The organism is Streptococcus sp. 714 (genome assembly GCF_013277115.1).
GTDB lineage: Bacteria > Bacillota > Bacilli > Lactobacillales > Streptococcaceae > Streptococcus.
In genome coordinates this window covers 150,586-175,183 of the sequence record NZ_VMMH01000008.1, presented here as the reverse complement: position 1 = coordinate 175,183, position 24,598 = coordinate 150,586, and the positions used below count along the sequence as shown (strand labels likewise).

Sequence of the window (24,598 nt, the reverse complement as noted above, 5' to 3'; positions counted from 1 at the left end):
CAGGCTTTGGAGTATTTATTTAAAAGAAAAAGGACTAGATTACTCTAGCCTTTCATTTCAATTAGAATTTTTTACGTTTACGAGCTGCTTCTGACTTACGTTTACGTTTTACAGAAGGTTTTTCATAGAATTCACGTTTGCGTGTTTCTTGAAGAGTACCAGCTTTAGTAACCGCACGTTTGAAACGACGAAGTGCGTCGTCAAGAGATTCATTCTTACGTACTACTGTTTTAGACATTTTTTTCACTCCCTTCAAGTTCAAGATCTATTCTATTCTACACGTAAAAGGAATAATTGTCAAGAAAAAATGCGGTTAAATTTAGATTTTTTCTGCCATTTATACAAGTCTTGAAAGCGCTCAATAAAAAATACTGAATGGTTTCACTTTTTTATTTTTCAAGTAAGCTAAGTGCTTCAGCATCTGCGATGATGGTCACATCAGGGTGGTTTTGTAAACTACTTGCTGGTAGACTCTCAGTCACTGGGCCAGACACTGTTCCAGCAATAGCTTCTGCTTTCGATTCACCGTAAGCAAAGAGCAGGATTGACTTGGCATCCAAAATGTTTTTAATCCCCATTGAAATAGCTTGGGTTGGGACGTCTTCAATCTTGTCAAAGAAGCGCGCATTAGCTTCGATAGTAGACTGATCAAGTTCTACAAGATGTGTTTGGCTATCAAATGGTGTTCCTGGTTCATTAAATCCGATATGTCCATTGCGACCGATTCCCAAGATTTGCAGATCAACTGGATGGTCAGCCAAAATTTGATTGTAGCGTTCTACTTCAGCTTCAGCATTGTCCTTAACCCCACGAGGCAAGAAACTTTCTTTAAATGGTTTTTGGTTAAACAAGTTTTCTTGCATGAAGTAACGATAAGACTGTGGATTGTCCCCATCAAGTCCTACATACTCATCAAGGTTCACACTAGTTAGATTTGAAAAATCAAGGTCACTCTCAACAATTTCCTTGTAAAATTCAAGTGGGCTACTTCCTGTCGCAAGTCCTAGGGTTTGAGCTCCATTGGCCAATTTTTCCTTCAAAATCTCAAAAGCAACTTTTCCACCTTCGATTTGGTTTTCAACTTTAATAACTTTCATCTTTTCATCCTCCGTTTTAATCTATATTTATTATATGGTATAGACCAATTTTTGTCAAGTGAAAACGATTTAATTTCTAAAAAAGAGCGTCCAAACTTGAAACATGTTATAATGGATAGGATTAGAACTTAGAAAGAATGAACAGATATATGAATACAGCTGATTTTGATTTCCACTTGCCTGAGGAATTGATTGCCCAAACGCCCCTTGAAAAACGAGATGCCTCTAAACTCCTCATCGTCAACCGTAAGACAGGAGAAATGCAGGATAAACACTTCCACTCTATTATTGATATGCTGGAACCTGGTGATGCCCTTGTCATGAACGACACCCGTGTTCTCCCAGCCCGCCTCTATGGTCAAAAAGAAGAAACTGGAGGCCATGTGGAACTTCTCCTGCTCAAAAACACTGCTGGAGATGAGTGGGAAGTACTAGCAAAACCTGCCAAACGCCTCAAGGTCGGAACTCGTGTCAGCTTTGGTGATGGCCGTCTCAGCGCTGTCGTTACAGAAGAACTAACACACGGAGGCCGTATTGTCCGCTTTGAATACCAAGGAATTTTCCTAGAAGTATTGGAAAGTCTGGGTGAAATGCCACTACCACCTTATATCCATGAAAAATTGGATGACCGTGAACGCTATCAAACGGTCTACGCCAAAGAAAGCGGTTCTGCTGCTGCACCAACTGCTGGACTACACTTCACTAAAGAATTGCTGGCAGAAATCCAAGCCAAGGGTGTTCATCTGGTCTATTTGACTCTTCATGTCGGACTCGGAACCTTTAGACCTGTTTCTGTGGATAATCTGGATGAACATGAAATGCACTCAGAATTCTACCAGCTTTCTGAGGAAGCAGCTGCCACCCTTCGCTCTGTTAAGGAAAATGGTGGTCGCGTCATTGCTGTCGGAACCACTTCTATCCGCACACTGGAGACTATCGGTTCCAAGTTTGATGGGCAAATTCAGGCAGATTCTGGCTGGACCAATATCTTTATCAAACCTGGTTACGAATGGAAAGTTGTTGATGCCTTTTCAACCAACTTCCACCTGCCAAAATCAACTCTGGTCATGTTGGTTTCTGCCTTTGCCGGTCGTGAATTAGTCTTAGATGCTTATCACCATGCTATCCAAGAACACTACCGCTTCTTCAGTTTTGGCGATGCCATGTTTATCTATTAAATTTCATAATCAAAAAAACGCATATTATCAGGTATTATCCTTTGGTGCTCTAAGCTTTTCTAATGATAGACAGTCGCAAAAAAGTCTAAAAAGCTCTCAGAATCGTTGTCTCAGCACCAAAAATACGTGAAATTTGCATAATTAAAATAAATTTCAGGGGGAGTTATACAAAAAAACGACGATTTAAATCGTCGTTTTACTGATATAAATATGCAATCTTTTTTTGAAAATACGTCTATTTATTTTTTATGGTTTTTTATTGTAAAGTAGACCCAACCGAATGAACATAGGTTGTAGAAAGCAAATGAAAAAACTGCAAGGATGATAGCTCCTGTATCTAAATAACCTCTTTCAAGACCGTTTTTCAACAACAACAAGCCTGTAGTTTCGACAACGATCAAAAATAAAAATATATAAAAAATTTTCACATTAAGCATATTGTTACCGCTTTCTTTTTATTTGGTTTTATTGTACAACAAAAGTTGAAAAAAATCAAAAATACAAAGGAGTTTCCGTTATGTCTAAGATGTTTAAATGCATGTGTTTGCTAGTTATGTCTGTTTTCTGTATGTCTAGCATTTCCCCGTCGCTTGTTGTTTTTGCTGATGATAGCTTATCGGCAAACTCTAAAGTTGTATCTGGTGAGGATCAGTTTAAGAATGGCTCATCAGTGCGGTTCGGAGATACGCAAGTAAATATTTTAAGTGATGAAGTTCTTGAGGTGGTCAATCCAGATGGAAGTGTAGACACTATTGAACGACGTACTGATGGCGTCTATATCAATGGATCATTTTATATGGCTTATCAAAAGAATGAACTCGACCTAAATATATCTTTTAGATCATACGATCCTAATGTTTGGAATTACGTCAACACAATACATGGGAATAAAGAAGCCAACACATTCGCTCACTTCATGATTGATTCTGGAATAAGTTATATGATTGGTAAGATAGGTTCTGTATTGGGGGGTCCATGGGGTGCAATAATTGGTGGAGCATATATTGGTATGCAAACTTATGAGAGTTACTTGGAGTCACAAAGCCCATATCCATACTACATAACAAGTACTTATATCCATGTTGCTCAAAGAAAATGGAAGTTTATCACTGAATACTATAGAAACTCAGATTATACTGGGTATGTAAAAACCGAAACAAGCTACGTGAATTTCTAAAATATAAACCCTGCCTTTATATCTAGGCAAGGTTTATATTTTAGTTAATTGCTCAAGTAATTTGTAAGCATAATACTTGCGAAACTCTATTTGTTCAAGCGGTTCAAAAGCTCTTGTTTTTTATCCTCAAGCTCAGCTCTCCTTTGCTCGATTTCTTCACGTTTTTGGGCGATTTCTGCTTGCGCCTCGGGAGTTTCCAAAGTGCCTTGTGACTTGTGAAATTCTACTAGCATATCAACGATTTTTGAGTCTAATTCGTTAACATAATCAGGATTTGACCATTTCGGCACGTTGCTTGCAGGTGCTTGCTTTTTGCCGCCTTTTTTGAACGTTTTGGCTTGTTGTTCAGCTTTCTGACTATAGTTGGCCTCGTGGAATTTTCATATTATGCGTTTTGTTATGGATAAAAAATGAATTAATTTATTCTAAAGCTCGGATCTTTCAAACTCTGCACACTGGCATTGATAACCGCACCGACAATCAAAATCTTAGCAATGAGAATAAACCAGAACATCATGACCACCACGACGACGGAACTGAAAAAACGCACGTCCACTAGGTGATTGACATAATTATTGATATATACTGAAAAGATATTGAGCAGTAAGACCAGAGTCAACAAGACAAAGGCACTACCTGGCAACACATAGCGAATTCGTCGAACCGTAACATTAGGCAGGAAATAATAAAGCATGACCAAGATAGCGAAAATCAAGGCATAGATCAAGGGGCCTGTTAGATCTTGCAGATAATCAAAGATAGGACTATCCGATTTCCAGTGATTCTTGATAAGGTTGAGAAGCATGCGGCCAAAGACACTCAAAAACAGAGCTAAGGCGAAGAGAATCTGCAAGCCAAAACTGACAAACAAACTCATGAGCTGACGGGAAATCATTCCACGATTTTTAGCAACTCCGTAGGCTTTATTAAAAGCTTTCTGTAGGAAATTCATGGATTTTGAAAAGGTCCATAGGGCTGACAAAACCGCAAAACTCAATAAACCCGTTGAAGGTTGGGTCAACACTTCTGTGATAATCTTTGCCACCACATCATACATAGTATCGGGCAAGAATTCATTGACAACCTTTAAAAAATTGGAAACTGGAATCTGAAAATAGGGGAGGATATTGACTACCACCAAAAGCAATGGAAAAATCGAAATCAACCAATAGTAGGCTACTGCGACACTGGTAAACTCACTATCTGATACTTGATAATAATGCAAAAATGCTTTTAATAAAGGCTTGTCTATCAGCTCTTTCCACCACTTCTTCATATCATACTCCTTTATTTACAATCTTGATTAATTTCTTCTTACCAATTCCACCATATCATAAGGCAGAGTATTGGCAGCTTCCTTCAGAGAATAGTTCTCTAAGTTATTGACATTTTGTCGTAACTTCTTAGCATACTTGGTCGTAATCAATCGTTTTTCTTCATATTCAAAAATCAACTTGCGCTCCAGATAATAGCCTCTAAGCATTTCATCGATATTGTTGGGTTTGACACGGTTGATAACCCGTTCGACAAAGGCACCACTGGTGATAATAGCTGTTTCTCGGAGACGAGAATCCTGCATGAAGCTGATCAAAGAACTCTTATAAACCCCTTTTAGGTTTTCCAAACTTTCGATAATCATTTCTGTATTTTCTAGATAGAGCTCTGCAATTTGGTCATAGTCAAGGGCTCTGAGTTTCTGTGATTCTTCATTTTTCCAACTACGGAAGGTCTTGCCAAAGGTAAAGACTTCGTGAAGTAGAAAACGCAAAATCCGCAAGGAAACAAGGAAATAATAGGTCAATCGTGAAGCAAACTTGCGATTGATGCTTTGTTCCATGTTTTTCAGATAACGTTGGTAGACTCGATAGGCACGCTCACTCATCTTGCCTTCTTCGTAGGCTTGTTCTAAACCATCACTTTCAATACTGAGGATGAGAAGTTTCAAGGCCTCCCAGTCTTCTTGCTCACCCTTATTTTCTTGGTTCAGGATAAGGTTCTCTATTCGTCCATGGTAATTGTCAATAGCTGCATAGAGAGGGAGTTTATTTCTAGTGTCTTCCAACTCTTTTTCCAACTCTATCGTTACTTCATTCAAAATAGCAATATGCATGAGATGGTCCTTACTTTCTTCTTGTTCATCAGAAAGATGAGGCAGGATTAAGAGACCTGTTAAAAAGCTTACCAGCGTCACACCTGCAACGAGGAAAAGTAAGAGAGGATACTCCTGCTCTAGATTACTTGGTATCAAAAGAATCGTAGCAATCGACACGGTTCCCTTAACACCTGAGAAGGTCAGGAGAAGCATATCCTTTATATACTTATTTAGCTTTTTCTTGAGTCGTCTAGTCCTATAGGCAAAATAGCCATAGATCATGACAAAACGAATGGCAAAGAGGACAAAGGTAAGGGCTAAAAGAGATACTAGTAAGAGTAGAGGATTATAGATTGGATTGATCAAGATAGGTTCTGCTATCATTTCCAACTCCATCCCTAAAATCACAAAGACAGAACCGTTGAGCATAAAGTTCACTGTATGCCAGACCGTCTCAGTCACCGTATCCACTTGGGCTTCAAGGAGAGTAATTTTCTTAAAACGGCTTGCCTTTAAAATCCCAGCAACCACCACGGCAATAATTCCTGAAACATGGACTTCTTCTGCCAGGAAGAAGGTCACCAGAGGCAAACTCAATTCTAATAAAAGTTCGCTGGCAATATCCGTTGCTCGCACACTCAGCAAGAAGGTATGGAGGAAACGGTTGGTCATAGCTGTTAAAAAGCCAACTAAAAAACCGCCTAGGATTGAAAAGATAAGCGAACTACTAGCTTGCCCAAGGGAAAAGGCTCCTGTTGTCCAAGCTGTCAAGGCTACCTGAAAGGTCACCAAACCAGAAGCATCATTCAAGAGTCCTTCACCCTTAAGGATATTGGACACGCGCTTAGGAAAGCTAAAGCGCTCCGAAAGAGAAGCAAAAGCCACCAAGTCCGTAGGCCCAAGGGCTGCCCCAACAGCCAAGCAAGCCACCAAGGGAAGGCTAAGCCAAAGAAGATGGGCCAAGCCACCCAAACTCAGAGTCGAGATAAAAATCACTGGAAATATGAGATAAACAATAATTCGCCAGTGTTTTAAAATAGCTGTAATATCCGCTTCTTCCGACTCTCGGAAAAGCAAGGGCCCGATAACCAGGGCCAAAAACAACTCCGTATTGAGGTGAAAGTCGGTATTAGGTAAAAAGAGACCAATCACAATTCCCAAAAGAATTTGCACCAAAGGGAGAGGCAAAAAGGGCAGAAGCTTATTGGTTGTACTTGAGACAATCAAGACCAGTAAAAATAGGATTAGGTAAATCAGTAATTCCACGCACTTCCTCCTTAGTCTTTTTTACAACAGAATTCAAATATCTCCTTCTGCTCTTTGATTTTTTGGTCAATCTTGGAACAATCTTTGTGCTCAATTTTTCTCTGGCACCGTTCCATTTCAAGAGCAACTAATTTTTTCTTGATTTTAAGCATTTTTTTGCTCATATGCGCTTGGTCTAGCACACCCACTGCTCGTTCGTGGTGGGTTGATTCAACAAAATTCTGGCGCATGGCATCCAGCTTTTCACGTAGGTATTGTTTATCCATGTCTATATCTTTCTAATTTTTCAATCATCACTAAAAATGGTGGGGTGTTGACTTGATTCAGGGTTCGATAAATGGTAGCTGTGTACTCTTGTTGGTTCAACTGGCTAACAAAATCCAAGACAGCATCTTTCTCGATGTCTCCTCCTTCATGACCATAGTAAATCATAATGGCAATTCGTCCACCTTTGACAAGTAAACCACACAGCTTTTCTAATGCTTCAATCGTTGTCTGAGGTCGGGTAATGACAGACTTATCAGCTGACGGCAGATAGCCCAGATTAAAAATCCCTGCCTTGGCTTCTGTCACAAACTGGTCCAGTGTCTCATGGCCCTGCAAGATTAACTGGGCATTTGTCATTCCAGCCTGGTCCAAACGCTCTTGCGTCTTTTCCAAGGCTTGCTCCTGAATATCAAAGGCATAGACTTGCTTGGCTATCTTGGCTAGAAAAAGAGTATCATGCCCATTTCCCATGGTCGCATCCACTACGGTATCGTCCTGAGTTACAACCTCAGCTAAAAAATCATGTGCCATCTCAAGTGGTCTTTTCATTATTAAACTCCTGTTTTACAGCCTTACATCCTTGAACGCTTCCACGACGTCGCATCTCCATCTCAATGCTGTTGAGAACTTCCCATTTATTGAGGCTCCACATAGGCCCAATCAGCATATCCCTAGGTGCATCTCCTGTGATTCGATGGATGACAATATGTTTGGGAATGATTTCCAATTGATCACAGATAACCTTTACATATTCGTACTGACTCATTAACTGCAAACGTCCCTCGTGGTAATCTCGTTGCATACGTGTATTAGTCATGAGATGGAGCAAGTGTAGTTTAATCCCTTGAATATCGTTGTCCATGACACAGCGGCGGACATTTTCAATCATCATCTCATGGGTTTCACCAGGAAGTCCGTTAATCAAATGAGAAACAATCTCAATTTTGGGATACTTTCTCAAACGCTTGACCGTTTCCACGTACAATTCATAAGAGTGGGCACGGTTAATCAAATCAGAAGTTGTTTCAAAAGTAGTCTGCAAGCCCAATTCAACCGTCACATGCATGCGCTCCGACAATTCAGCCAAATATTCAATGGTTTCGTCTGGTAAACAGTCAGGGCGTGTTCCGATATTAATTCCCACTACACCTGGCTCGTTGATAGCCTGCTCATAGCGTTCCCGAATCACTTCCACCTTTTCATGGGTATTGGTAAAATTTTGAAAATAAACCAGATACTTCTGCACGTCTGGCCACTTGCGATGCATAAAGTCAATTTCCTTATAAAATTGCTCACGGATAGGCGCATCCGGTGCTACGATAGCATCTCCAGAACCTGAAACCGTACAAAAAGTACAGCCTCCATGAGCCACAGTTCCATCACGATTGGGACAGTCAAATCCCGCATCAATAGGGACTTTAAAGGTCTTTTCTCCAAAAAGTTTTCGATAATAATCATTCAAGGTATTATAAGATTTCATAACCTTCATTATAACAAAAATCACCCACAATCTCAAAAGACTGACTTTCCTATAAATTCCTCTGTTTCTCGTTTCCTTTAGGCATTTTTTATGATACAATATGGATATGATTTTAATGAAATTAGCATCTATTTTATTATTGATACTGACCTTAGTCGTCTGCATTATCATAACCAAACTTTTTAGATTAAAAAAACTAGGACGAAACTTTGCGGATTTAGCTTTTCCAGTTTTAATATTTGAGTATTACTTGATTACAGCTAAAACCTTTACCCATAATTTCCTCCCTAGACTGGGTCTAGCCCTCTCCCTCCTAGCCATTATTCTCGTCTTTTTCTTCCTTTTGAAAAAACGTAGCTTTTACTATCCTAAATTCATCAAATTCTTCTGGCGTGCAGGATTCTTAGTGATCCTTATCATGTATATCGAGATGATTGTTGAATTGTTCTTAATGAAATAATCGAATCTCTAAACATTTTCTAGGGATTTTTGCTTTCTCTACAAAATAAGATAGACAATAACACTATACAATTTTATACAAAGAAAATCCCTTAGAAACTTATATTCCAAGGGATTTATCTTCTATCTAAGACAAGAACTTCTCTCTAATCTTTAACGATAAAGAAGGTATCAAAATTTCTAGTCTTCTTTTTTACCTTTAGTGGCTACTAAGCCTGCACCCAAACCTAGAAGAGCTAAACCTGCTGCTACTGCTGCTTGTTCTGCCTCTGTTCCAGTGTTTGGCAAGTGATTCTTTTCATCTTGCTGGGCTTCAACTGAACGTGAGCTCACTTGTTTTACATCCGTTTTCTCAGTTGATACTTGTTGTTTCATAGTTTCTTTAGCTTCTGGTTTTTGAACATCTTGATCTTGTAGAACAGACTTGCTAGCTTCCTGAGGAGCTGGTTTAAGCTTTTCTTGAGAAGCTGATTTTGTATCCTTTATAGCTGTACCAACCTCTACAATACGGTCCTGAGCTATAACTTTATCATAGCTTTCTTTCTCAGTTCTCTTGCCATTTTCTACTTCAATCAAGTGAACACGGAGACCTTGTCTTCCTTCTTGGAGGATACGAGTTTCACCTACATATAACTTGTCAGACTTACGCTCCTGGATTTGGAAGCCAACTGCCTCTTCCTCAACTATAAGCTCTGGTCTGTTGAAAACTAGAGTATTGGATTCGTCCTCTGGAAGAGCGGTTCCTAGTTTAGTTCCGACAACAACAATACGATTTGTTGGAGTCTGAACTACTTCACGGAATTTTTCTTCCTTACTTCCGTCAGGATTGATAGAGATAAGGATTCGTTCCTTACCAACTTGTCCTTCTTGTTCTAAACGAGTTTCACCTAGATAAAGCCTTGAATCTTTTTTCTCAATTGTCTTGTAGGCCAAATCTTGTTCAAGAACTTCTAATTTTGGTAAATCCTCCTGTACTGCAGCAACTGTCTTCTCAGAAACTGGTTTCTCCTTAGTCAACTGTATACGGTATTCCTTGACTTGTTTTCCACTCTCTGAAACTAGGCGAACAAGTACTGGAAGGCTATCATCTCCACTATCTACAACTGTTGAAGCTACTTGATTGTTTTCTTTAACTGAGACTTTTGGACGTTGACCTTTATAGGTGATTTGATAGTTTTGACGATTTTCAGTAAAATCTGGAAGTTCTTTTCCATCTACAAGAATCTTCGATTGAGTGCTTTCTTGAGGAAATTCGCTTGGTGCAAGGAAGATCATCTCAATCATCGCAACACCGCTCTTATCTGCTTTACGCTCCATACGCCATCTCATGGCTTTGGCTTTAACAGCTTTAAATGTTACGTTTATTTCATCACCAGCTTCAATGTCTTTATCCGCACGATAAGGAACAGCTTCCCAATTTTCTGGGTTGTTGAATGGATGTCCTGATTCGTAGGCTTGGTAGTTTGAATAGTAGGTAGGAACTGCAAAGTCTGGACCGACATAACGTTCCAAAACAAGTTTAGATGGTGCATCTGTACCACTATCTGCAAAGAAGTGAAGTTTGGCTTGCGCAACAGTCCGCTCTACAATCTTACCATTTTCACGGAAGATCACACCTGCTGATACTTCTGGATTAGAAGATGGCGTTGAAGACCAGTTTGTCCAACGACGATTTTCAGAGTGATCTCTATCATTGATATAGTCTACACGGTCATGAGAACTGTCGTCAATATCATTAGTTGCTGAAGCAAAGGCCTGGTTACTGTTTTCATCATAGTTAGGGTTATCTGAAAGAGCCTCACCAAGTTTGTCTGTCACTCTTACAGTGAACTCAGCAACGAGGTCACTACCAAGAACACGGCCTCGAACGATAAATTGACCTGCTTTTGTTAGATTTTCTGCAGGAACTTCTTCCCATTCAACTGCTAGATCTTTTATTTCGTAGCCGTCTTTACCTGTGAAGTAAACAGGAACCTTAGTTGGCAATTCAAGAGGTTGCCCTACTTGTAGCAAGCGAGCTTGTTTGACCGCGGCAACTGGTTTACGAGAGAGTAGGTCTTTATTGCTTGTAAAGTGCAGACGGTATTCTCCTAGAATGTCGCCATTTTCAGCTTTCGCGATGACACGAACTGGCTCACCTTCACGAACGCTTGGAACGACGGTAGCGAGACCATTATTGCTAACACTTGCTGTTACTGCAGGAACTTTTCCATCTACAGACTCAAGATAGTAGTCTGCCAAATCAGGGTTAAAGTTTACTAAATCTTTGCCATCAACTTGGATTCTTGTTTGTCCTTGTTTGGCTGCTAGCACTTGTTTGGCAAAAATCTGTACTTCTGTGATAGAAGTTCCACGCTTATTGTCTGCTTTAACCATCCGAATGCGAACAGCATAGGTTTCAACCTTATCAAAACTAAAATGATTCATTTCTCCGGCCTTGAGCTGAGCTGGTGCCTTTAGATTAGTCACTGGTTTCCAGTTAGCAGGATCATTAAAGACATGATTTTCACCGCTTACAAAGCTAGGATTTTTAGGAGCTGTTGGAACGGTTTTACCAACATAATACTCAATCACATAAGACTTAGGAGCACCCACTCCGTGGTCTTCATGGAATCCAACGCTTAAGTTATCAACTGATCGTTTGCTCAAGATACCTGAATCTCCAAACAGAACACCGACTGAAGCTTCTGGATTACTACGATTCCAGTTTGTCCAACGATTGGCTGGTCGATCATTAAAGGAAATCAATTTATCGTTGACGTTTGAAACAGGATCGGTCGGATTTGAGTCTGAAGCAAAGGCAAGTGGTAATTCTGAACCGGTCCATTGGTCAGAAATGTTTGCTCCTTGCTCAGTCTGAGCAGATACGCGAACATGGAGTTTAGTTGTTAATTGCGTACCTTCTAGGCGACCATTAACTGTAAAGACACCTTCCTTGGCATATTGATCTGGACGAACCGCATCCCATGCAACCTTAGCTGATGAAACGTGACCATTTGAATCATATGTACGAACGCTTTCTGGTAATTGTGGTGCTTCTGCGATTGGAGTTGTCACACTGACTTCTTCAACTGAAACGATGCCTTCTACAGATACTTTAGCACGCGCTTCAAGGTCAATCCCTTCAACTTTACCTAACACCTCAAAGGTTTGATAGTGGTCTAGTTTTTCTTTTGGAATAGCTTGCCATGTAACTTTATGAGTTTTAGGGAAACCTTTGTCATACTCAACAGTTACTGTTGTTGGAAGAATTGGTTCTTGATGCAAGTCTGTCACTACATTTATTGGACGGATGGATTGCGCAATCTTCTTCTCAGTATTGGCTTGAATAGTGAGACTAACCTGGCCTTCAGCACCCTCATATACAGCTTTCAGAGCGACTACTCCTGATCTATGAAGTTCAAGCATTCCCTTACGGACTGCAACTTCCCCTTCACCACTTGTAGAGAAGGTCACCTTATCAGCTGGTAGAACTGCTTGTGTTCCGTCCTGATAGTGAGCAAGAACAGACAATTTCACTGTTTGATCTTCTTTAAGGCCGTCAGCTTGCTCCACTTGCAAGCTCAAATGGTCAATTTTTGGTGCTTCTTCTAGGAATTGGATTGCATAGGTTTGAAGAGGGCCACCATCTTTTGGCTGAACAAAGATGCTTGCGCGCATACCGTTTGCTGTACTGGCTTGAAGGACTGTAACATCAGCATTTTCAGCACTTGCTGTGACTTCTGGCAATTGGGCACCATAAGCTAGAGTACGATATTGCATTGGTTGTTGACTAGTAAGGCCTGTTACTGCTTCACCTCCAACAGTTACAGTTGGCACTGCAGGTGCTGCAACATTCCCTTCTTCTACCACAAGGGTTGCATGAATAGTTTCTCCAGCTAACTGACCAGTCATTTGAATACGTGATCCAGCTACTGAAAGTTTGGCTTTATCTGCTTCCGCAATCTCCCAGTTATCTACTTCGTACTCTTGTACACTTCCATCAGTTACAAGTATTGACACATATTTATCTACAGTGCTCAAGTCTGCTCCTGGAGCAACACGTTTTACAGTAGGAAGTTCTTTTGCAATTGCTAGAATTTCGACACGGGCCTCAACTTTACGTCCGTCTGCCATACCTTTAACAGTTACAACACCTGCTTGGTTTACATCAACTGAAGACCAAGTTACTGGACGTTTTTCACGACTGCCATCACTGTAGATAAAACCTACTGTTTTCGGCATTTTTGGATCTTTTCCTAGCAATGTACGAACTTTTGCTACTTCTGTACCCAGAACAGTCTTTTCTTGTCCTTCTTTTTTACCAGTAAAGACAGTCACTTGGTCAGATTTCAAGAGATCAGAATGAGCAGTAAGGGTGAATTTTCCTGCTTGCTCGGTCGATTTTACAATGGCAACACCTTTACCATTAAAGGCTTTACGAATCCATGAACCATCGGCTTGCTCTTTGAAACGTTCACGGCTGGCTTGTTCTCCGTTATCGACACCAACAAGCTGACCTTGACCATGCAATTGGAAACGAACCATATTATTAGCGGTTGGAACTAGATGTCCTTTGCTGTCTACAATCTCATAATAGATATAAGTCAAATCTTTACCATCTGCCGCGATTGCTTGTTCTTCTTTGATGAGACGAACAGCTGCTGGTTTGCCAGCAGTTGTGATCTTGTCTCGAGCAATTTCCTTGCCAGATTCATCACGAGCTATTGCTTCCAAGGTACCTGGTTTATAAGCAACTTTCCATTCAAGATATAATTCATTAGCATTTGCACCTTCTTGATAAGTGCGTCCATCGCTAGTTTGTTTTTTAGTAAAGGTCTTCTGTCCTAGGGATTCACCGTTCAACAATAGCTCCACACTTGCAGCGTTAGAGTAGGCACGAACTGGAATTTTACCATCTGCATCAGCTACATTATCTTTTAGAGTTGGGTCCTCCCAGTTCCAGTGAGGAAGTAGGTGAACCATCGGTTTTTTCTGAGCAGATACCCATTGGCTCTGGTAAAGATAGAAATCATTTTTTGGAATACCAGCTGTATCTACAATACCAAAATAAGAACTTTTGACTGGTGTTTGATTTTGGTTGTGCCATGGCGTAGGTTCACCAATGTAGTCAGTACCGGTCCAGATAAACTGTCCAGCATAGCCAGCATTGTCACGGTCAAAAGTCCATGAAGCTGTTGCCGTTTTACCCCAACCAACACGATCATTTCCATAATCAGACTGCTCATAGTTACGATAGTCTTGATTACTGTGTACCAATTCACGCTCTGGACGATAATAACTTCCACGAGTACGAGTAGCTGAAGATGTCTCTGAACCATAAATCAACCACTTTGGATGCTTAGCTCTAAGAACTTTGTAGTTATCTTCGGAGTAGTTAAATCCAACTGCATCCAGTTCATCAGCAATTTTCTCATGCCCACCGCTACCATTACCAAAACGGAACTTATCAGCTCCCATAGTCACATAACGAGTATTATCAACATCCTTGATTACTTTAACCAAACGTTTAACAGTAGCTAGAGAATGGGGATCGCCATTAGCTTCTCCAATCTCATTTCCTATAGACCACATAAAGCCAGCTGGGTTATTTTTGTCTCTTTCTACCATGGTACGTAGATCATAATCTGACCATTTTTCCCCTTTTTTAGCTTCAGGGTGGGTTGCATCTTTTTCAAAGAAACGACCATAATCGTATGGTTTCTTACCTCCATACCAAGTGTCAAAAGCTTCTTCCTGAACCAATAAACCAAGTTCAGCTGCAATCTGTAGTGTTTGAGGACTTGCTGGATTGTGGGTTGTACGAATCGAATTCACTCCCATATCCTTCATCTGTTTCAGACGGCGATATTCAGCCTTGTAGTTTTCCTCCGCACCCAATGCTCCATGATCGTGGTGCAAGGAAACACCGTGGAACTTGATGTGTTCACCGTTCAAAGAGAATCCTTGGTCTGGAGTCCAGTTATAGTAACGATAACCAAATAAATCTTTCTTAGCATCTACAAGCTGACCATCTTTGTAAACACGAGTCACCATCTCATATAAAGCAGGTTTATCAGACGACACTGTCCACAATTTAGGTTTTTCAACCTCTAATGCTGATTCCAAATGAATTGTTTCTCTAGCTTTTAGAATCTTACTCTCAGTTCGAACAAGTTCTGTAACTGCCTGACCGCCCCGTTCAAAAATTTGATACTCTGCTACGAGCTCATGATCCTTATCATCTGTATTAACGATTTTACTGCTCACATGAGTTTCAACCTTGCCATTTTGTTGGTGTTCAAGTTTTGGGGTTAAGATAGTTGTACCATTTTTCTCAACATGAACTTTATCTGTCACTTGCAAGCTCACATCACGATAGATACCACTTCCTGAATACCAACGACTACTTGGCTGTTTGTTTACTGCATGAACAGAAATAACATTTTCTCTTCCATCCTTATAAAGATAATTGGTAATGTCATATGAAAATTGATTGTAACCATTTGGATAGTGACCAACTAATTGACCATTAACAAATACTTGAGAATCCATGTAAACCCCATCAAAGGTCACACGGACATCTTTATTTAAATCTTTTTCGTCTAACTTAAAAGTTTTACGATACCATCCATCTCCACCATTCAGTTGGCCTCCTTCATTTTGAGACGGTGAATCATGATCAAAATCAAAATGAATACTCCAATCATGAGGAAGATCCATTTTTTTCCAAGAAGATATATCTGTATCTGGTTTAACAGCTTCTTTAGCATTGGCATTTAGCTTAAAGTGCCAATTTTGATTGAAAGAAAGGTTTCTATCTTCAATTAACTTATCAACAACTTCATTTGCAGCAGATTTGAATTCCTTCTTATCTTTTGAAACAGAAGGATCTTGTAATTCCGCTTTATTTGTTTCTTCAGCTACCTTCGTTTCTTCTATCCTACTTTTCACTTCAGTCTTACCTTCTTCTAAAGGAAACTCTTTATTATCAGCAACTGTAACTGGGGACTGATCTGCATGAGTTTGGTCAGAGACACCTGTAGCATCTGCATTATCCTTAAGAGGCACATTATCCGTTTGTTCACTTGATTTTTCCGCAACCATCACTTTAGATGTCTTTTCACTCTCTTCTTTATTTTCAGAATCATCATTCTGCTTACTTATTGAAATTAGTTCATTAGTATTTTCATTCGCATAAGCAGAAGAAGCTAGACTAAGGCTTGATACTAATAACAGCACACAGCTTCCTATGAGCACTGAACAAGCACCGACTGAAAATTTTCGAATACTATAAACGCTCTTTTTGTTCCAATTACCTTTTTGCATGGAATCCTCCTTTTTTAGTAACCGCTTTCATTTTTTTCTAAAAGCACGCTCCTTATTATAATTATCTTATAATACAATTTTATAACCAATAAAAAATTTGTCAACCTTATACAAATAAAAACAATATTTTTGATTGTTTTTTATAAAAATTAGAGAATTTTTTAAAACAAAAAATATTCTTTCCATCTTAAAATAAAATGAAAAGAGTAAGCTAGAAATATTCTTTTTGACTCAAAACACTCTTTTTAACAGAATTAAAAATACAAAAAGAGCAAACGAATATTTCAGCTATTTCCTGATTTCGTTAACTCTTAATTCTTATTTTGCTTTATAAATATTGGTTACATTCACCTTATTCCTAAACATTCCTATCAAGCTATATAATGTTACATCGCTATTTGAAAAATCTTATTTTCCTTCTTTATCCGGAAATAGGTAACCAATACCTACACAAGCTAGCACACCTGCTCCAATTACCAAGCCACTTGAAATTGGCAAAAGGTCCAAAATTGCATTTGCGATGATAAAAGCAATAATCAGACACATCAGACTAGCCTTGTAGTCCTTTTTCAAAAGATTCTCTAGAGTGAAAAATAGGAACAAGCCTACCGGAATCAGGGACCATAGGTTGATATCCAAACTTGGCCAGCCAACAGAACCAAAATACAATACTGTCGCTGCTGCTACTAAAAATATAATCCCCAATAATTTTTTCATTTGTTTATCTCCAATTTCTTTTTTAGGAAGTTAAGTTATCTGATAGTGACCTCACGTCCCTTATAAAAATCATTTTAGCAGAGGTCAGTTTCAAGAACAAGTTCTTTTGCCTATCTGGTCTCTATCTCGGTCTAAGTGGTTGAATAATAGCGATAAATAAGGAAGCAGGTGAAAAGCTTCCTTCCAAATAAAAAGGAATTAAGCAACCAAACGCTACTTAATTCCTTGAAATTATCTCATTACCTCTATTAGCCTTTAAATTTTGATAGACTCTATTTTCTAATAAATATGATCAATATTTGTCAATACTAACCCTTTCAATCAATTTATTAGTTATCTAAACTAAGTCTATTAATAAATCCAAAAAGGGTATCAATAGTAAAGTAAACTAAATAATTGAGTTATAGATGGCTATTTTCACAAAATTATTTCATCACCACACTATCTAATCTCAGTAAACAAACCATTTTTCTATAGCTTTTGTCTTCATCTTAATCTTTTTTCTTCAATCCAAGAAATGCACCTACAGTAAACATTATTCCGGCAACTAATGACGTGAAGACTTCGCTAACTGTTCCGGTTTTTGGCAACCTATCATTGTTAGTAGTTGATTTACTATCAATATTGGTATGTTTATTAGCTATGTTCTCTGGTTCATTAAGATAAACTTCCTTCTTATTTTCAAAGTTTTTATCATTTTTATCAGGAACTGTAGCTGTAACATCCTTAGTTGAATCAGATCTTTGACTTTCATCTAATTGACTATAATTTACTTGTACAGGAACTGTAGTTTTGACATCTTTAGTTGAATCAGATTTGTGTGAATGATTTTCTCTTTGTAAATCCTCTTTTCTGTGACTTTCATCTAATTGATTATGATTTGCTTGCACCTTATCTTTCTTTTTGGATACATCAAAAGTAGGTTTATTTTCCTCCTCCTTTTTCTCCTCTATTTTCTTGAATACAGGTTTTATAAGGGTATCTTTTGACACATTAATAACATAACCAACATCTTTTTTCCCTTCGACACCAGAAATTTCCCAGCCATCAAATTGATATCCTTTTTCTAATTCACCCTTATAGACAGGTAAAATGAAATCTTCTTCCGACACTATCGTTGAACTCATTTCTTTTCCATTTTGAATGGTCACAGTCACCATCTGAGGTTTTAATTCGCTTACCTCTCCCGTATCTTTGTTTAAAATGAATTCTTTTACGGTCGTATTTCTTGCAAAATCTTTTACAAGAATCTTAATATTTAGTGTCTTATCTGTTAGTTCTTTAATATCATCCAATGATTTATATTCTTTTCCATTTACATAAATATGTCGTTCTTGAATCTCACCATTGAATCCATTATTTCTCTTATCATTGATGTTAAAGACTACAGATTTTCCGTTAGCATATTCGATACTAGTATTTCCTTTTGGATCAATGTTTACTTCTGGTTTAACATTATCATATAAAAATTGATAGTGTACTCCAACCGCTTTCGCATTCAAATCGCTATAGCCAGTTTGAAGATAAACATTTCCATCCATATCTGTTACCTTATCTGGGAATCCGTTTGCTTTATAGTCTTTCATTCCCCAGTCCATGATATCACCGTCTTTAACATTAAGCTTAACGTTAAAATCTCTAGTGTTATCAATATGTAAATCTCCGTAGATTAAATAATTATCTACAACAGATTCATTAACTCTCAACTCCCAGTTAAAACCACCCTTATCAGAAATCTTACCTCTTAAATGGAATTCTGGATTTCGTACATAAATTTTATTAGATTTAGATGGATTAAAGTAGTTCTTGTCCATTGAAAGATTTACTGGTTTTGCATCAATAAATAACGTAGAGCCATCTTCTTTTATAGCTTCTACATTGGACTTATCCTCCCCAGTGTACTCTTTACCATCCTTACCAAATAATACCAGTTTAGAAGGATCTGTTACAAGATTTCCATCTTTATCGATTGCTTCCCCTTTATCGTTCATTTTAAAGGTAAACACTTGATATTTTACAATGTTAAAGCCGTCTAAAGCCGACATTAATACGGATTGAGTACTTCTTCCATCTTCAACATTTCTACTATCAGCATAAATTATTTTTTCTGAAAGGACTCTTAGATTAGGATTGGTCTTTTGGATTTTTGCTATATCTTCCTTGTTATAGACTCCATTTCCTTCTAACATATCCGTTTTTCCAGGATTATAGGTAGTCACTTTTAGTGCATAGCCTTTTCTTAGAATAATGTTATCTTTTAACAGATATTGTTGTTTTTCTGAATCAGAATAGATTTTACCAGATTCCATGTCCGTTAAATTGTTTGGTTTGTTTTTTGAAAGATCTCCTTCTCCTAATTCTATTACATTCCCATAACTTGATGCATAGGGATATTCTGTTTTAGTTTCCTTATTTTTTTCAGGCATTCTAATTTTCGTTTCAGCTTTTATCTGATCATCATCTTTAACAAAGAATCTCATATCTCCTGAAAAAGCTAATCCATCCACAATATCATTAATATTAGCGTATAAATCAAATGTCATCGTTTTTGAGTGAGAATCATACTTGGTCGTTTTGATTTCTATAGATTTATAATTATTTCCATAATATACCTTGGCATTTTTAGAAACATTACTTATCTTTCCAAGAATTTCAAAGTGTCCATCTTTAGACGGGCTTAGAACACCATAAATTTTTGATTTGATTTCGTCAAGTTTTTCAGTTTCATATTCTAAGGCGCTACCATCGTCATAAGCAATGATATTTCCCTTATCATCGTATTTATAATCGTATTCTTCTGTCCTCTTACCAGTTTCACTTGTAAAGTCATCAACTTCTCTAAATTTCTTTTTAATGAGTTTCTTCAAGTCTTTACTTTCAAACTCTCTAATTGTTGAAATAGTTTTATGAATAGTCAAGCTAGATTTTTCTTCGATAGACTCTGCATTTTCTTGATGATTTTCTATCTCAGTTGTATCTTTTTTAAGACTATCCTCTTTTCTATTTTCTAAATTTTTAAATTTAGATTCGGCAATCTCGCCAAGTTTTTGGTATTTAGATGAATCCTGATCAGGATCTACTAGATAATAAGAAATCATCCCCTTTTCATCAGCATGATCAGCAAATTTAATTCTATGAATCTTTGTGAAATTGCTAGAGCCATCTAATGCAATGACTTCAATGATTTTTCCTCTTAAATCTCCTGCACCATTAATTTCATAAATGGTATTTCCATCTTTGTCAAGCTTTCTATTTCTTCCTTGACCCTCACCTGCGTAAGTTACTTCAAGATTTTTCTCAACCTCTCCATCTTCATTAACCAGAGCGGCGCCAGCATACCAAACTTCGTTGGCAATCTCGTCAAATTTTTCAGGATGTTCTTTTTGATCTCTCGCAAATAGAGTTTCATTCTTGTATTGATCTTTTACCTTGTGATAAGTATCCTTTGTAATCAGCTTAATTTTTTCAGGATTTGAAAAATCAACCGAAACAATCTTAGGAGCTGTGTTATCAATTTTTACAGGAATATAGGAAACCTGCCATGGGTAATCTTTAGTTAATCTATATTTAAATTTATAGAAATATTGACCTTCTGCAATCGGTTCAAATTGACCTCTTATCCTAGTAGCTGGATCTTGGCTATCCTTGCTTTCTGGTGCATTTTCTTCTCTACCTCTAGGGTTATAGATGAGTCCATCCCATTTCAAGTCACCCCAAACTTTTAGTTTTGAAGATTTGATTCCCTTTGCATCATTTCTCTTAGAGTTTAAAATTCCTTTAATAAAGTGTTCTCTCGAAATGACTTTTAAGTCAATTTGATTTTCTCCCTCTTTATTTGTATTTACTATTGAAATCATGCCTTCTTCTGCACTTCTTAATACAAGTGGAGAAGGTGTTAATCCTCTCTCAAGTTGAGCATCTTGAGGATTTCCATTTGAATCTAAGGGATAAATTTTAGCAATATTAGAACCACTTGATGATGGTGCGTTGATCCCTTCGTTATTGAAAGCAAATAATTCTGGATTTTGATCTAGGGATGTTGTATTTTTATCTTTTCTATTTTGTATAACTCCTGCTGGATTAAATTTATCTATACCATGTTCTCCACCAATTCCCTTATTTAAGGTTCCTGGAATTTTTGGTTTACCATCATCATCATAACCTTCCATTGTTTTTGATTTTGAACCTTCTTCCCAGGCCCATTTATCAAGGATTGGTTCGTGGTTCCAATCCCCAGCAAATCCCATTAGAGGCATCGATAAAGAAGGTTGGAAATTTGTTTTCTTCCCGTTGGAGTTTAGAGCTTCCATTTCTTCCACTGACTCAAAATGAATAAATGATTCTACAAATTTATTTTTATTTTTAGCCTCTCCAACGTTTATAACCGCATTTAAATCAAAGCTAGAATTTGGGCCTATAGTGAAAGTGTCATGCTCAAATGTGATATTTGCTCCTTTGACTTTTTCTGGGTGGATTTCTGGAACAATTTGCTTCCCATCTGGAGATTTTTCATCTTTGTATGTTTCATCCAGTTTGAGTCTATCAGTTAGAGCATCTGTAGTTACCGCTGATGCTGAAACTTTAAAGGTTAAAGGTCTGTTTGATGTATTGTGAAGCTTAATTGTAAAGTATTTTTTATCTCCTTTTATTTCTTTAAGAGAAACAGAACCATAAGAGTTTACCAAACCTTTAGAATCCGTGTTTTTGAAAGTAGCTACGACTTCATTTCTCAAAGCATTAGCAACATTAATTAGCCCTGCCCCCTGTTGTCTAGGTGATGCAAAGTATTGACTTTTTTCTTTCCAAGAAGTCGCATCCATCATAGGCCGTGCAGTATTTTGTAGGGCAATTTTTGTAAGACTTGTAAGGTCTATTTTGTCATCTCCTTCAAGATTTTTCAAGGCAGGTCTTTCAAGCATTTCCTTTAACTTTGGCCTAATCAAAACAGTAGAAGCTGCTACGATTGGAGTTGCCATACTAGTTCCTGACATATAGCCATAAGTTGATTTCCCATTAATGACATTGAGAGTGGATTTAATATTTTTACCTGGTGCTGAGACATCAGGTTTTAAAAGCAAATCTGTTCTCGGTCCCCAAGATGTGGATCCTGCTGGAACTATGATATCTTCTTTATACAATTCTTTGTCTGTGTCAGATGCAAACTTAAAGTCAATCTCTTTTTCGTCACCTACATTCGGTTTATTAGAATTATAGCTTGCCATATCAATTGGATAGTATTGCTCCAATTTATCTTTGAAATCTTCTTTACTATTTCTTTTAACCTCAGTTTTTTTATCAGGATTAATCATGTTCCATAGCTTTACACCATCATCTCCTGAAATTGAAAATACTTGACTTTTAGTCCCTTCATCCGCTTCATATCCCATGGCTGGAAGCTCTGTCCAATTATCTCTATTGTAGTAATTGACAGTATTTACAACCATAATGGCGCGTGCGCCCTTATCCGTTGCTCTTTTAAAAGCATCTTTTAAATCCTTGGTATAAATTCGATCCATTACTGCAATTTTGCCCTTAAGATCCAATCCTATCAAATCTTTGTCTTGCCCCTTGCCTATATATACAAAGTTTAATTTACTAGGAGCTTTTGAACCGTCTTCATTTGTTGTGATTTTATTCTTATCGAAAAAGGCCCCTATATTTCTGTATTTAAAATTTTCTCCACCTATGTTGACTTTATCAAACTCAACTGTCTGATTTTTAGCAGAAGCGACCGCTATCGCATCTTCATGTGCTGCAGTTCGCGTTACATTTCCAGTGTCGGTCATTTTCAGATTATTATTTGCCACTAAATCCCATGAAGAACTTGAAGCAGAAGTCGCATAGTTACCCGTAGCTACAACCATTGGAATGCCTGCTTTTCTTAACGCTCTAATAGCTTCCCAATATTTCTCACCTACAAGACCTGTTCCTGTAAAGCCAGATGATACTGAAACAACATCGACATTGTGTTTGATCGAATCTTCAATAGCATGAAACATTGTTTCATCTCCTGCGAAGCCAGATCCTGCGTCAGAGTACATTTTATAAGAGAAGATCTGTGCATTAGGAGCAATTCCATCTATTCCGTTAAAGTTTTTAATATCTTTTTCAGTATCATTTCCCGCAAGAATCCCTGCAATATGCATTCCATGTGGATCAAAATAATCGCTTCCATCATCAGCTTTTTCTACAGTGATTTTACCACCATTATAATAATTGAAAGCATGAGGGATTTTATCACTCAACCAGAAATTTTTATCAGTACCTTTTAAGTCTTCTTTTTTAAATCTCATTGAGTCTTTGGCATCATCATCGATTCTCATAGCCTTATGCCTATAATCTGTCCCAGTATCGATGTTTGAAATGACCATACCCCGACCATCAAAGTTTTTCCCAAATGGAGCATTGATAGATTTTAGGTAATCTATAGCCTCTTCAACTCCAATTTCCTTTCTGGCATGATTCATCATTGGCTGGACTTTTTGTGATCGTTCAACCGATGAGATACCTTCTATTAGTTTAATTTTGTCCAGATTATCTGGAGTTGTTTCTATTGCAACACCATTAAAAACTGTATCATAAGTATATAAAACTTTTGTATCCTTAAGATTGGATAATTCCTTGATTGCTTTTTCTCCAGATTCTTTATCTTTAAATTCAGCAATATAGACAAGTTTATCCTCTTTTTTGGGACTTTCTGGGGCTTTACTTGCAGACGAGTCTGCATTATCTCCTTGAGATTGATTGGAATCTTCTTTTTTGCTTGTTGCTTTTTCGTTGTTAGCTTTATTATCTATCACAGATTCTTTACTAACAACTTCTTTTTCCTCAATAACTGTTGTTTTCTTATCTTCAGTATCCTTTGAAGTTTCTATAGCATTATGAATATCTTCATGTTTCTCTTTATTCTCTGTTTCCTTATCTACTACTACTTTTTCTTTATCAGAGATATTTAAAGCATCTTCAGAGCTAGATGTGTCTGCTAAAACTACCTCATTAGGGACATATGCTGCTAAAATAACTGCAGCTGTGGTTAATGACAATACTGTACTTTTTTTCATTTTAATTCCTTACATATTTATTTAACTTCCAATAGATAGAAAACTTTAACTTTGCTAGCCTTTGTTATAAAAAGTTTTACTAAGTATTATCTAGGACATAGAGTAGTGCATTTATATATAATTGTTAACTCTCTGAAAATAGTATATCAATTAAAAAAATTTAAGTCAAGAAAAATTAACATGCATTAATTTATTTTTTAATAGGTATTAAAAATAAGGTTAAGTCAAAAACTTTCGTAGTTAACTGGGGAATATTATCAGAACATTCACACCATCAAAAATAGTAGCAATCAACTTAAAGCACTAGCAACATCACAAAGTCAAACATCATTGATGAAATATCAGCGCTATTAAACAATATAAATAACCGCTAAGAACGAGGCTTAACGGTTATTTTCTACATATCTAATTTTTCAAATCCTCAGTCATATCTTCACCTGTGACCTAGGCTTTACGAGTACTTTGCTCTAGCAACTGAGCTAAATCGGCGATTACA

14 protein-coding genes are annotated in these 24,598 nt (G+C 37.6%); 3 read left to right on the top strand and 11 right to left on the bottom strand.

The window, feature by feature from the left end; all coding sequences use genetic code 11:
* Positions 1–61 precede the first annotated feature (61 nt).
* The gene (gene rpsU / locus HT718_RS03625; protein ID WP_000048054.1) at positions 62–238 is read right to left on the bottom strand and encodes a 30S ribosomal protein S21; all 177 of its coding nucleotides are present in this window, start codon (positions 236–238) and stop codon (positions 62–64) included.
* A gap of 151 nt (positions 239–389) precedes the next feature.
* A complete protein-coding gene (locus HT718_RS03620) occupies positions 390–1,097 on the bottom strand; it encodes a glucosamine-6-phosphate deaminase (RefSeq protein ID WP_000864592.1) in 708 nt (235 codons plus the stop codon).
* Positions 1,098–1,246: 149 nt separating this feature from the next.
* On the opposite strand from HT718_RS03620, the gene queA reads away from it, so the two are divergent.
* Positions 1,247–2,275, top strand: a complete 1,029-nt coding sequence (gene queA / locus HT718_RS03615; RefSeq protein WP_061759481.1) for a tRNA preQ1(34) S-adenosylmethionine ribosyltransferase-isomerase QueA — start codon at positions 1,247–1,249, stop codon at positions 2,273–2,275.
* A 568-nt stretch (positions 2,276–2,843) separates the two neighbouring features.
* Positions 2,844–3,452 carry a hypothetical protein gene (locus HT718_RS03610; RefSeq protein WP_049535154.1) on the top strand — a complete coding sequence of 203 codons (609 nt, stop codon included), beginning with the start codon at positions 2,844–2,846 and terminating at the stop codon, positions 3,450–3,452.
* Between the two features lie 86 nt (positions 3,453–3,538).
* Here the strand turns inward: HT718_RS03610 and HT718_RS03605 are convergent, their stop codons facing one another.
* The 6 genes from HT718_RS03605 to HT718_RS03580 form a co-directional block, all read right to left on the bottom strand.
* Positions 3,539–3,742 carry a hypothetical protein gene (locus HT718_RS03605; RefSeq protein ID WP_079114878.1) on the bottom strand — a complete coding sequence of 68 codons (204 nt, stop codon included), beginning with the start codon at positions 3,740–3,742 and terminating at the stop codon, positions 3,539–3,541.
* A 125-nt stretch (positions 3,743–3,867) separates the two neighbouring features.
* Positions 3,868–4,728, bottom strand: coding sequence for a YihY/virulence factor BrkB family protein (locus HT718_RS03600; protein ID WP_061759480.1), 861 nt, complete (start codon positions 4,726–4,728; stop codon positions 3,868–3,870).
* A gap of 27 nt (positions 4,729–4,755) precedes the next feature.
* Positions 4,756–6,810 carry a cation:proton antiporter gene (locus HT718_RS03595; RefSeq protein ID WP_173267343.1) on the bottom strand — a complete coding sequence of 685 codons (2,055 nt, stop codon included), beginning with the start codon at positions 6,808–6,810 and terminating at the stop codon, positions 4,756–4,758.
* Positions 6,811–6,821: 11 nt separating this feature from the next.
* Positions 6,822–7,076 (bottom strand): hypothetical protein, encoded by a 255-nt coding sequence (locus HT718_RS03590; protein ID WP_000361084.1) that lies wholly within the window; start codon positions 7,074–7,076, stop codon positions 6,822–6,824.
* Entirely contained in the window at positions 7,069–7,626 is a 558-nt protein-coding gene (locus tag HT718_RS03585; protein WP_061759478.1) for a class I SAM-dependent methyltransferase, read from the bottom strand. Before HT718_RS03585 ends, HT718_RS03590 begins: the two co-directional genes overlap by 8 nt.
* Positions 7,610–8,566, bottom strand: a complete 957-nt coding sequence (locus tag HT718_RS03580; protein ID WP_061759477.1) for a TIGR01212 family radical SAM protein — start codon at positions 8,564–8,566, stop codon at positions 7,610–7,612. Before HT718_RS03580 ends, HT718_RS03585 begins: the two co-directional genes overlap by 17 nt.
* A 91-nt stretch (positions 8,567–8,657) precedes the next feature.
* On the opposite strand from HT718_RS03580, the gene HT718_RS03575 reads away from it, so the two are divergent.
* A complete protein-coding gene (locus tag HT718_RS03575; RefSeq protein ID WP_173267341.1) occupies positions 8,658–9,017 on the top strand; it encodes a DUF3397 family protein in 360 nt (119 codons plus the stop codon).
* A 179-nt stretch (positions 9,018–9,196) separates the two neighbouring features.
* Here HT718_RS03575 and bgaA read toward each other — a convergent pair whose 3' ends face one another.
* From bgaA to HT718_RS03560, 3 genes are all read right to left on the bottom strand, one after another.
* Positions 9,197–16,324 (bottom strand): LPXTG-anchored adhesin/beta-galactosidase BgaA, encoded by a 7,128-nt coding sequence (gene bgaA, locus HT718_RS03570; RefSeq protein WP_173267339.1) that lies wholly within the window; start codon positions 16,322–16,324, stop codon positions 9,197–9,199.
* A 408-nt stretch (positions 16,325–16,732) separates the two neighbouring features.
* Complete coding sequence (locus HT718_RS03565; protein WP_173267337.1) at positions 16,733–17,041, bottom strand: hypothetical protein; 309 nt, start codon at positions 17,039–17,041, stop codon at positions 16,733–16,735.
* Between the two features lie 491 nt (positions 17,042–17,532).
* The gene (locus tag HT718_RS03560) at positions 17,533–24,102 is read right to left on the bottom strand and encodes a S8 family serine peptidase (protein ID WP_173267335.1); all 6,570 of its coding nucleotides are present in this window, start codon (positions 24,100–24,102) and stop codon (positions 17,533–17,535) included.
* Positions 24,103–24,598 lie beyond the last annotated feature (496 nt).

What these genes read in the sequence shown, in the direction of transcription:
- HT718_RS03585 (WP_061759478.1), bottom strand. Translation starts at nt 7,626, where the DNA reads ATGAAAAGACCACTTGAGATGGCACATGATTTTTTAGCTGAGGTTGTA.
- HT718_RS03580 (WP_061759477.1), bottom strand. Translation starts at nt 8,566, where the DNA reads ATGAAGGTTATGAAATCTTATAATACCTTGAATGATTATTATCGAAAA.
- rpsU (WP_000048054.1), bottom strand. Translation starts at nt 238, where the DNA reads ATGTCTAAAACAGTAGTACGTAAGAATGAATCTCTTGACGACGCACTT.
- HT718_RS03610 (WP_049535154.1), top strand. Translation starts at nt 2,844, where the DNA reads ATGTCTAGCATTTCCCCGTCGCTTGTTGTTTTTGCTGATGATAGCTTA.
- HT718_RS03590 (WP_000361084.1), bottom strand. Translation starts at nt 7,076, where the DNA reads ATGGATAAACAATACCTACGTGAAAAGCTGGATGCCATGCGCCAGAAT.
- bgaA (WP_173267339.1), bottom strand. Translation starts at nt 16,324, where the DNA reads ATGCAAAAAGGTAATTGGAACAAAAAGAGCGTTTATAGTATTCGAAAA.
- HT718_RS03560 (WP_173267335.1), bottom strand. Translation starts at nt 24,102, where the DNA reads ATGAAAAAAAGTACAGTATTGTCATTAACCACAGCTGCAGTTATTTTA.
- HT718_RS03565 (WP_173267337.1), bottom strand. Translation starts at nt 17,041, where the DNA reads ATGAAAAAATTATTGGGGATTATATTTTTAGTAGCAGCAGCGACAGTA.
- HT718_RS03620 (WP_000864592.1), bottom strand. Translation starts at nt 1,097, where the DNA reads ATGAAAGTTATTAAAGTTGAAAACCAAATCGAAGGTGGAAAAGTTGCT.
- HT718_RS03575 (WP_173267341.1), top strand. Translation starts at nt 8,658, where the DNA reads ATGGATATGATTTTAATGAAATTAGCATCTATTTTATTATTGATACTG.
- HT718_RS03600 (WP_061759480.1), bottom strand. Translation starts at nt 4,728, where the DNA reads ATGAAGAAGTGGTGGAAAGAGCTGATAGACAAGCCTTTATTAAAAGCA.
- queA (WP_061759481.1), top strand. Translation starts at nt 1,247, where the DNA reads ATGAATACAGCTGATTTTGATTTCCACTTGCCTGAGGAATTGATTGCC.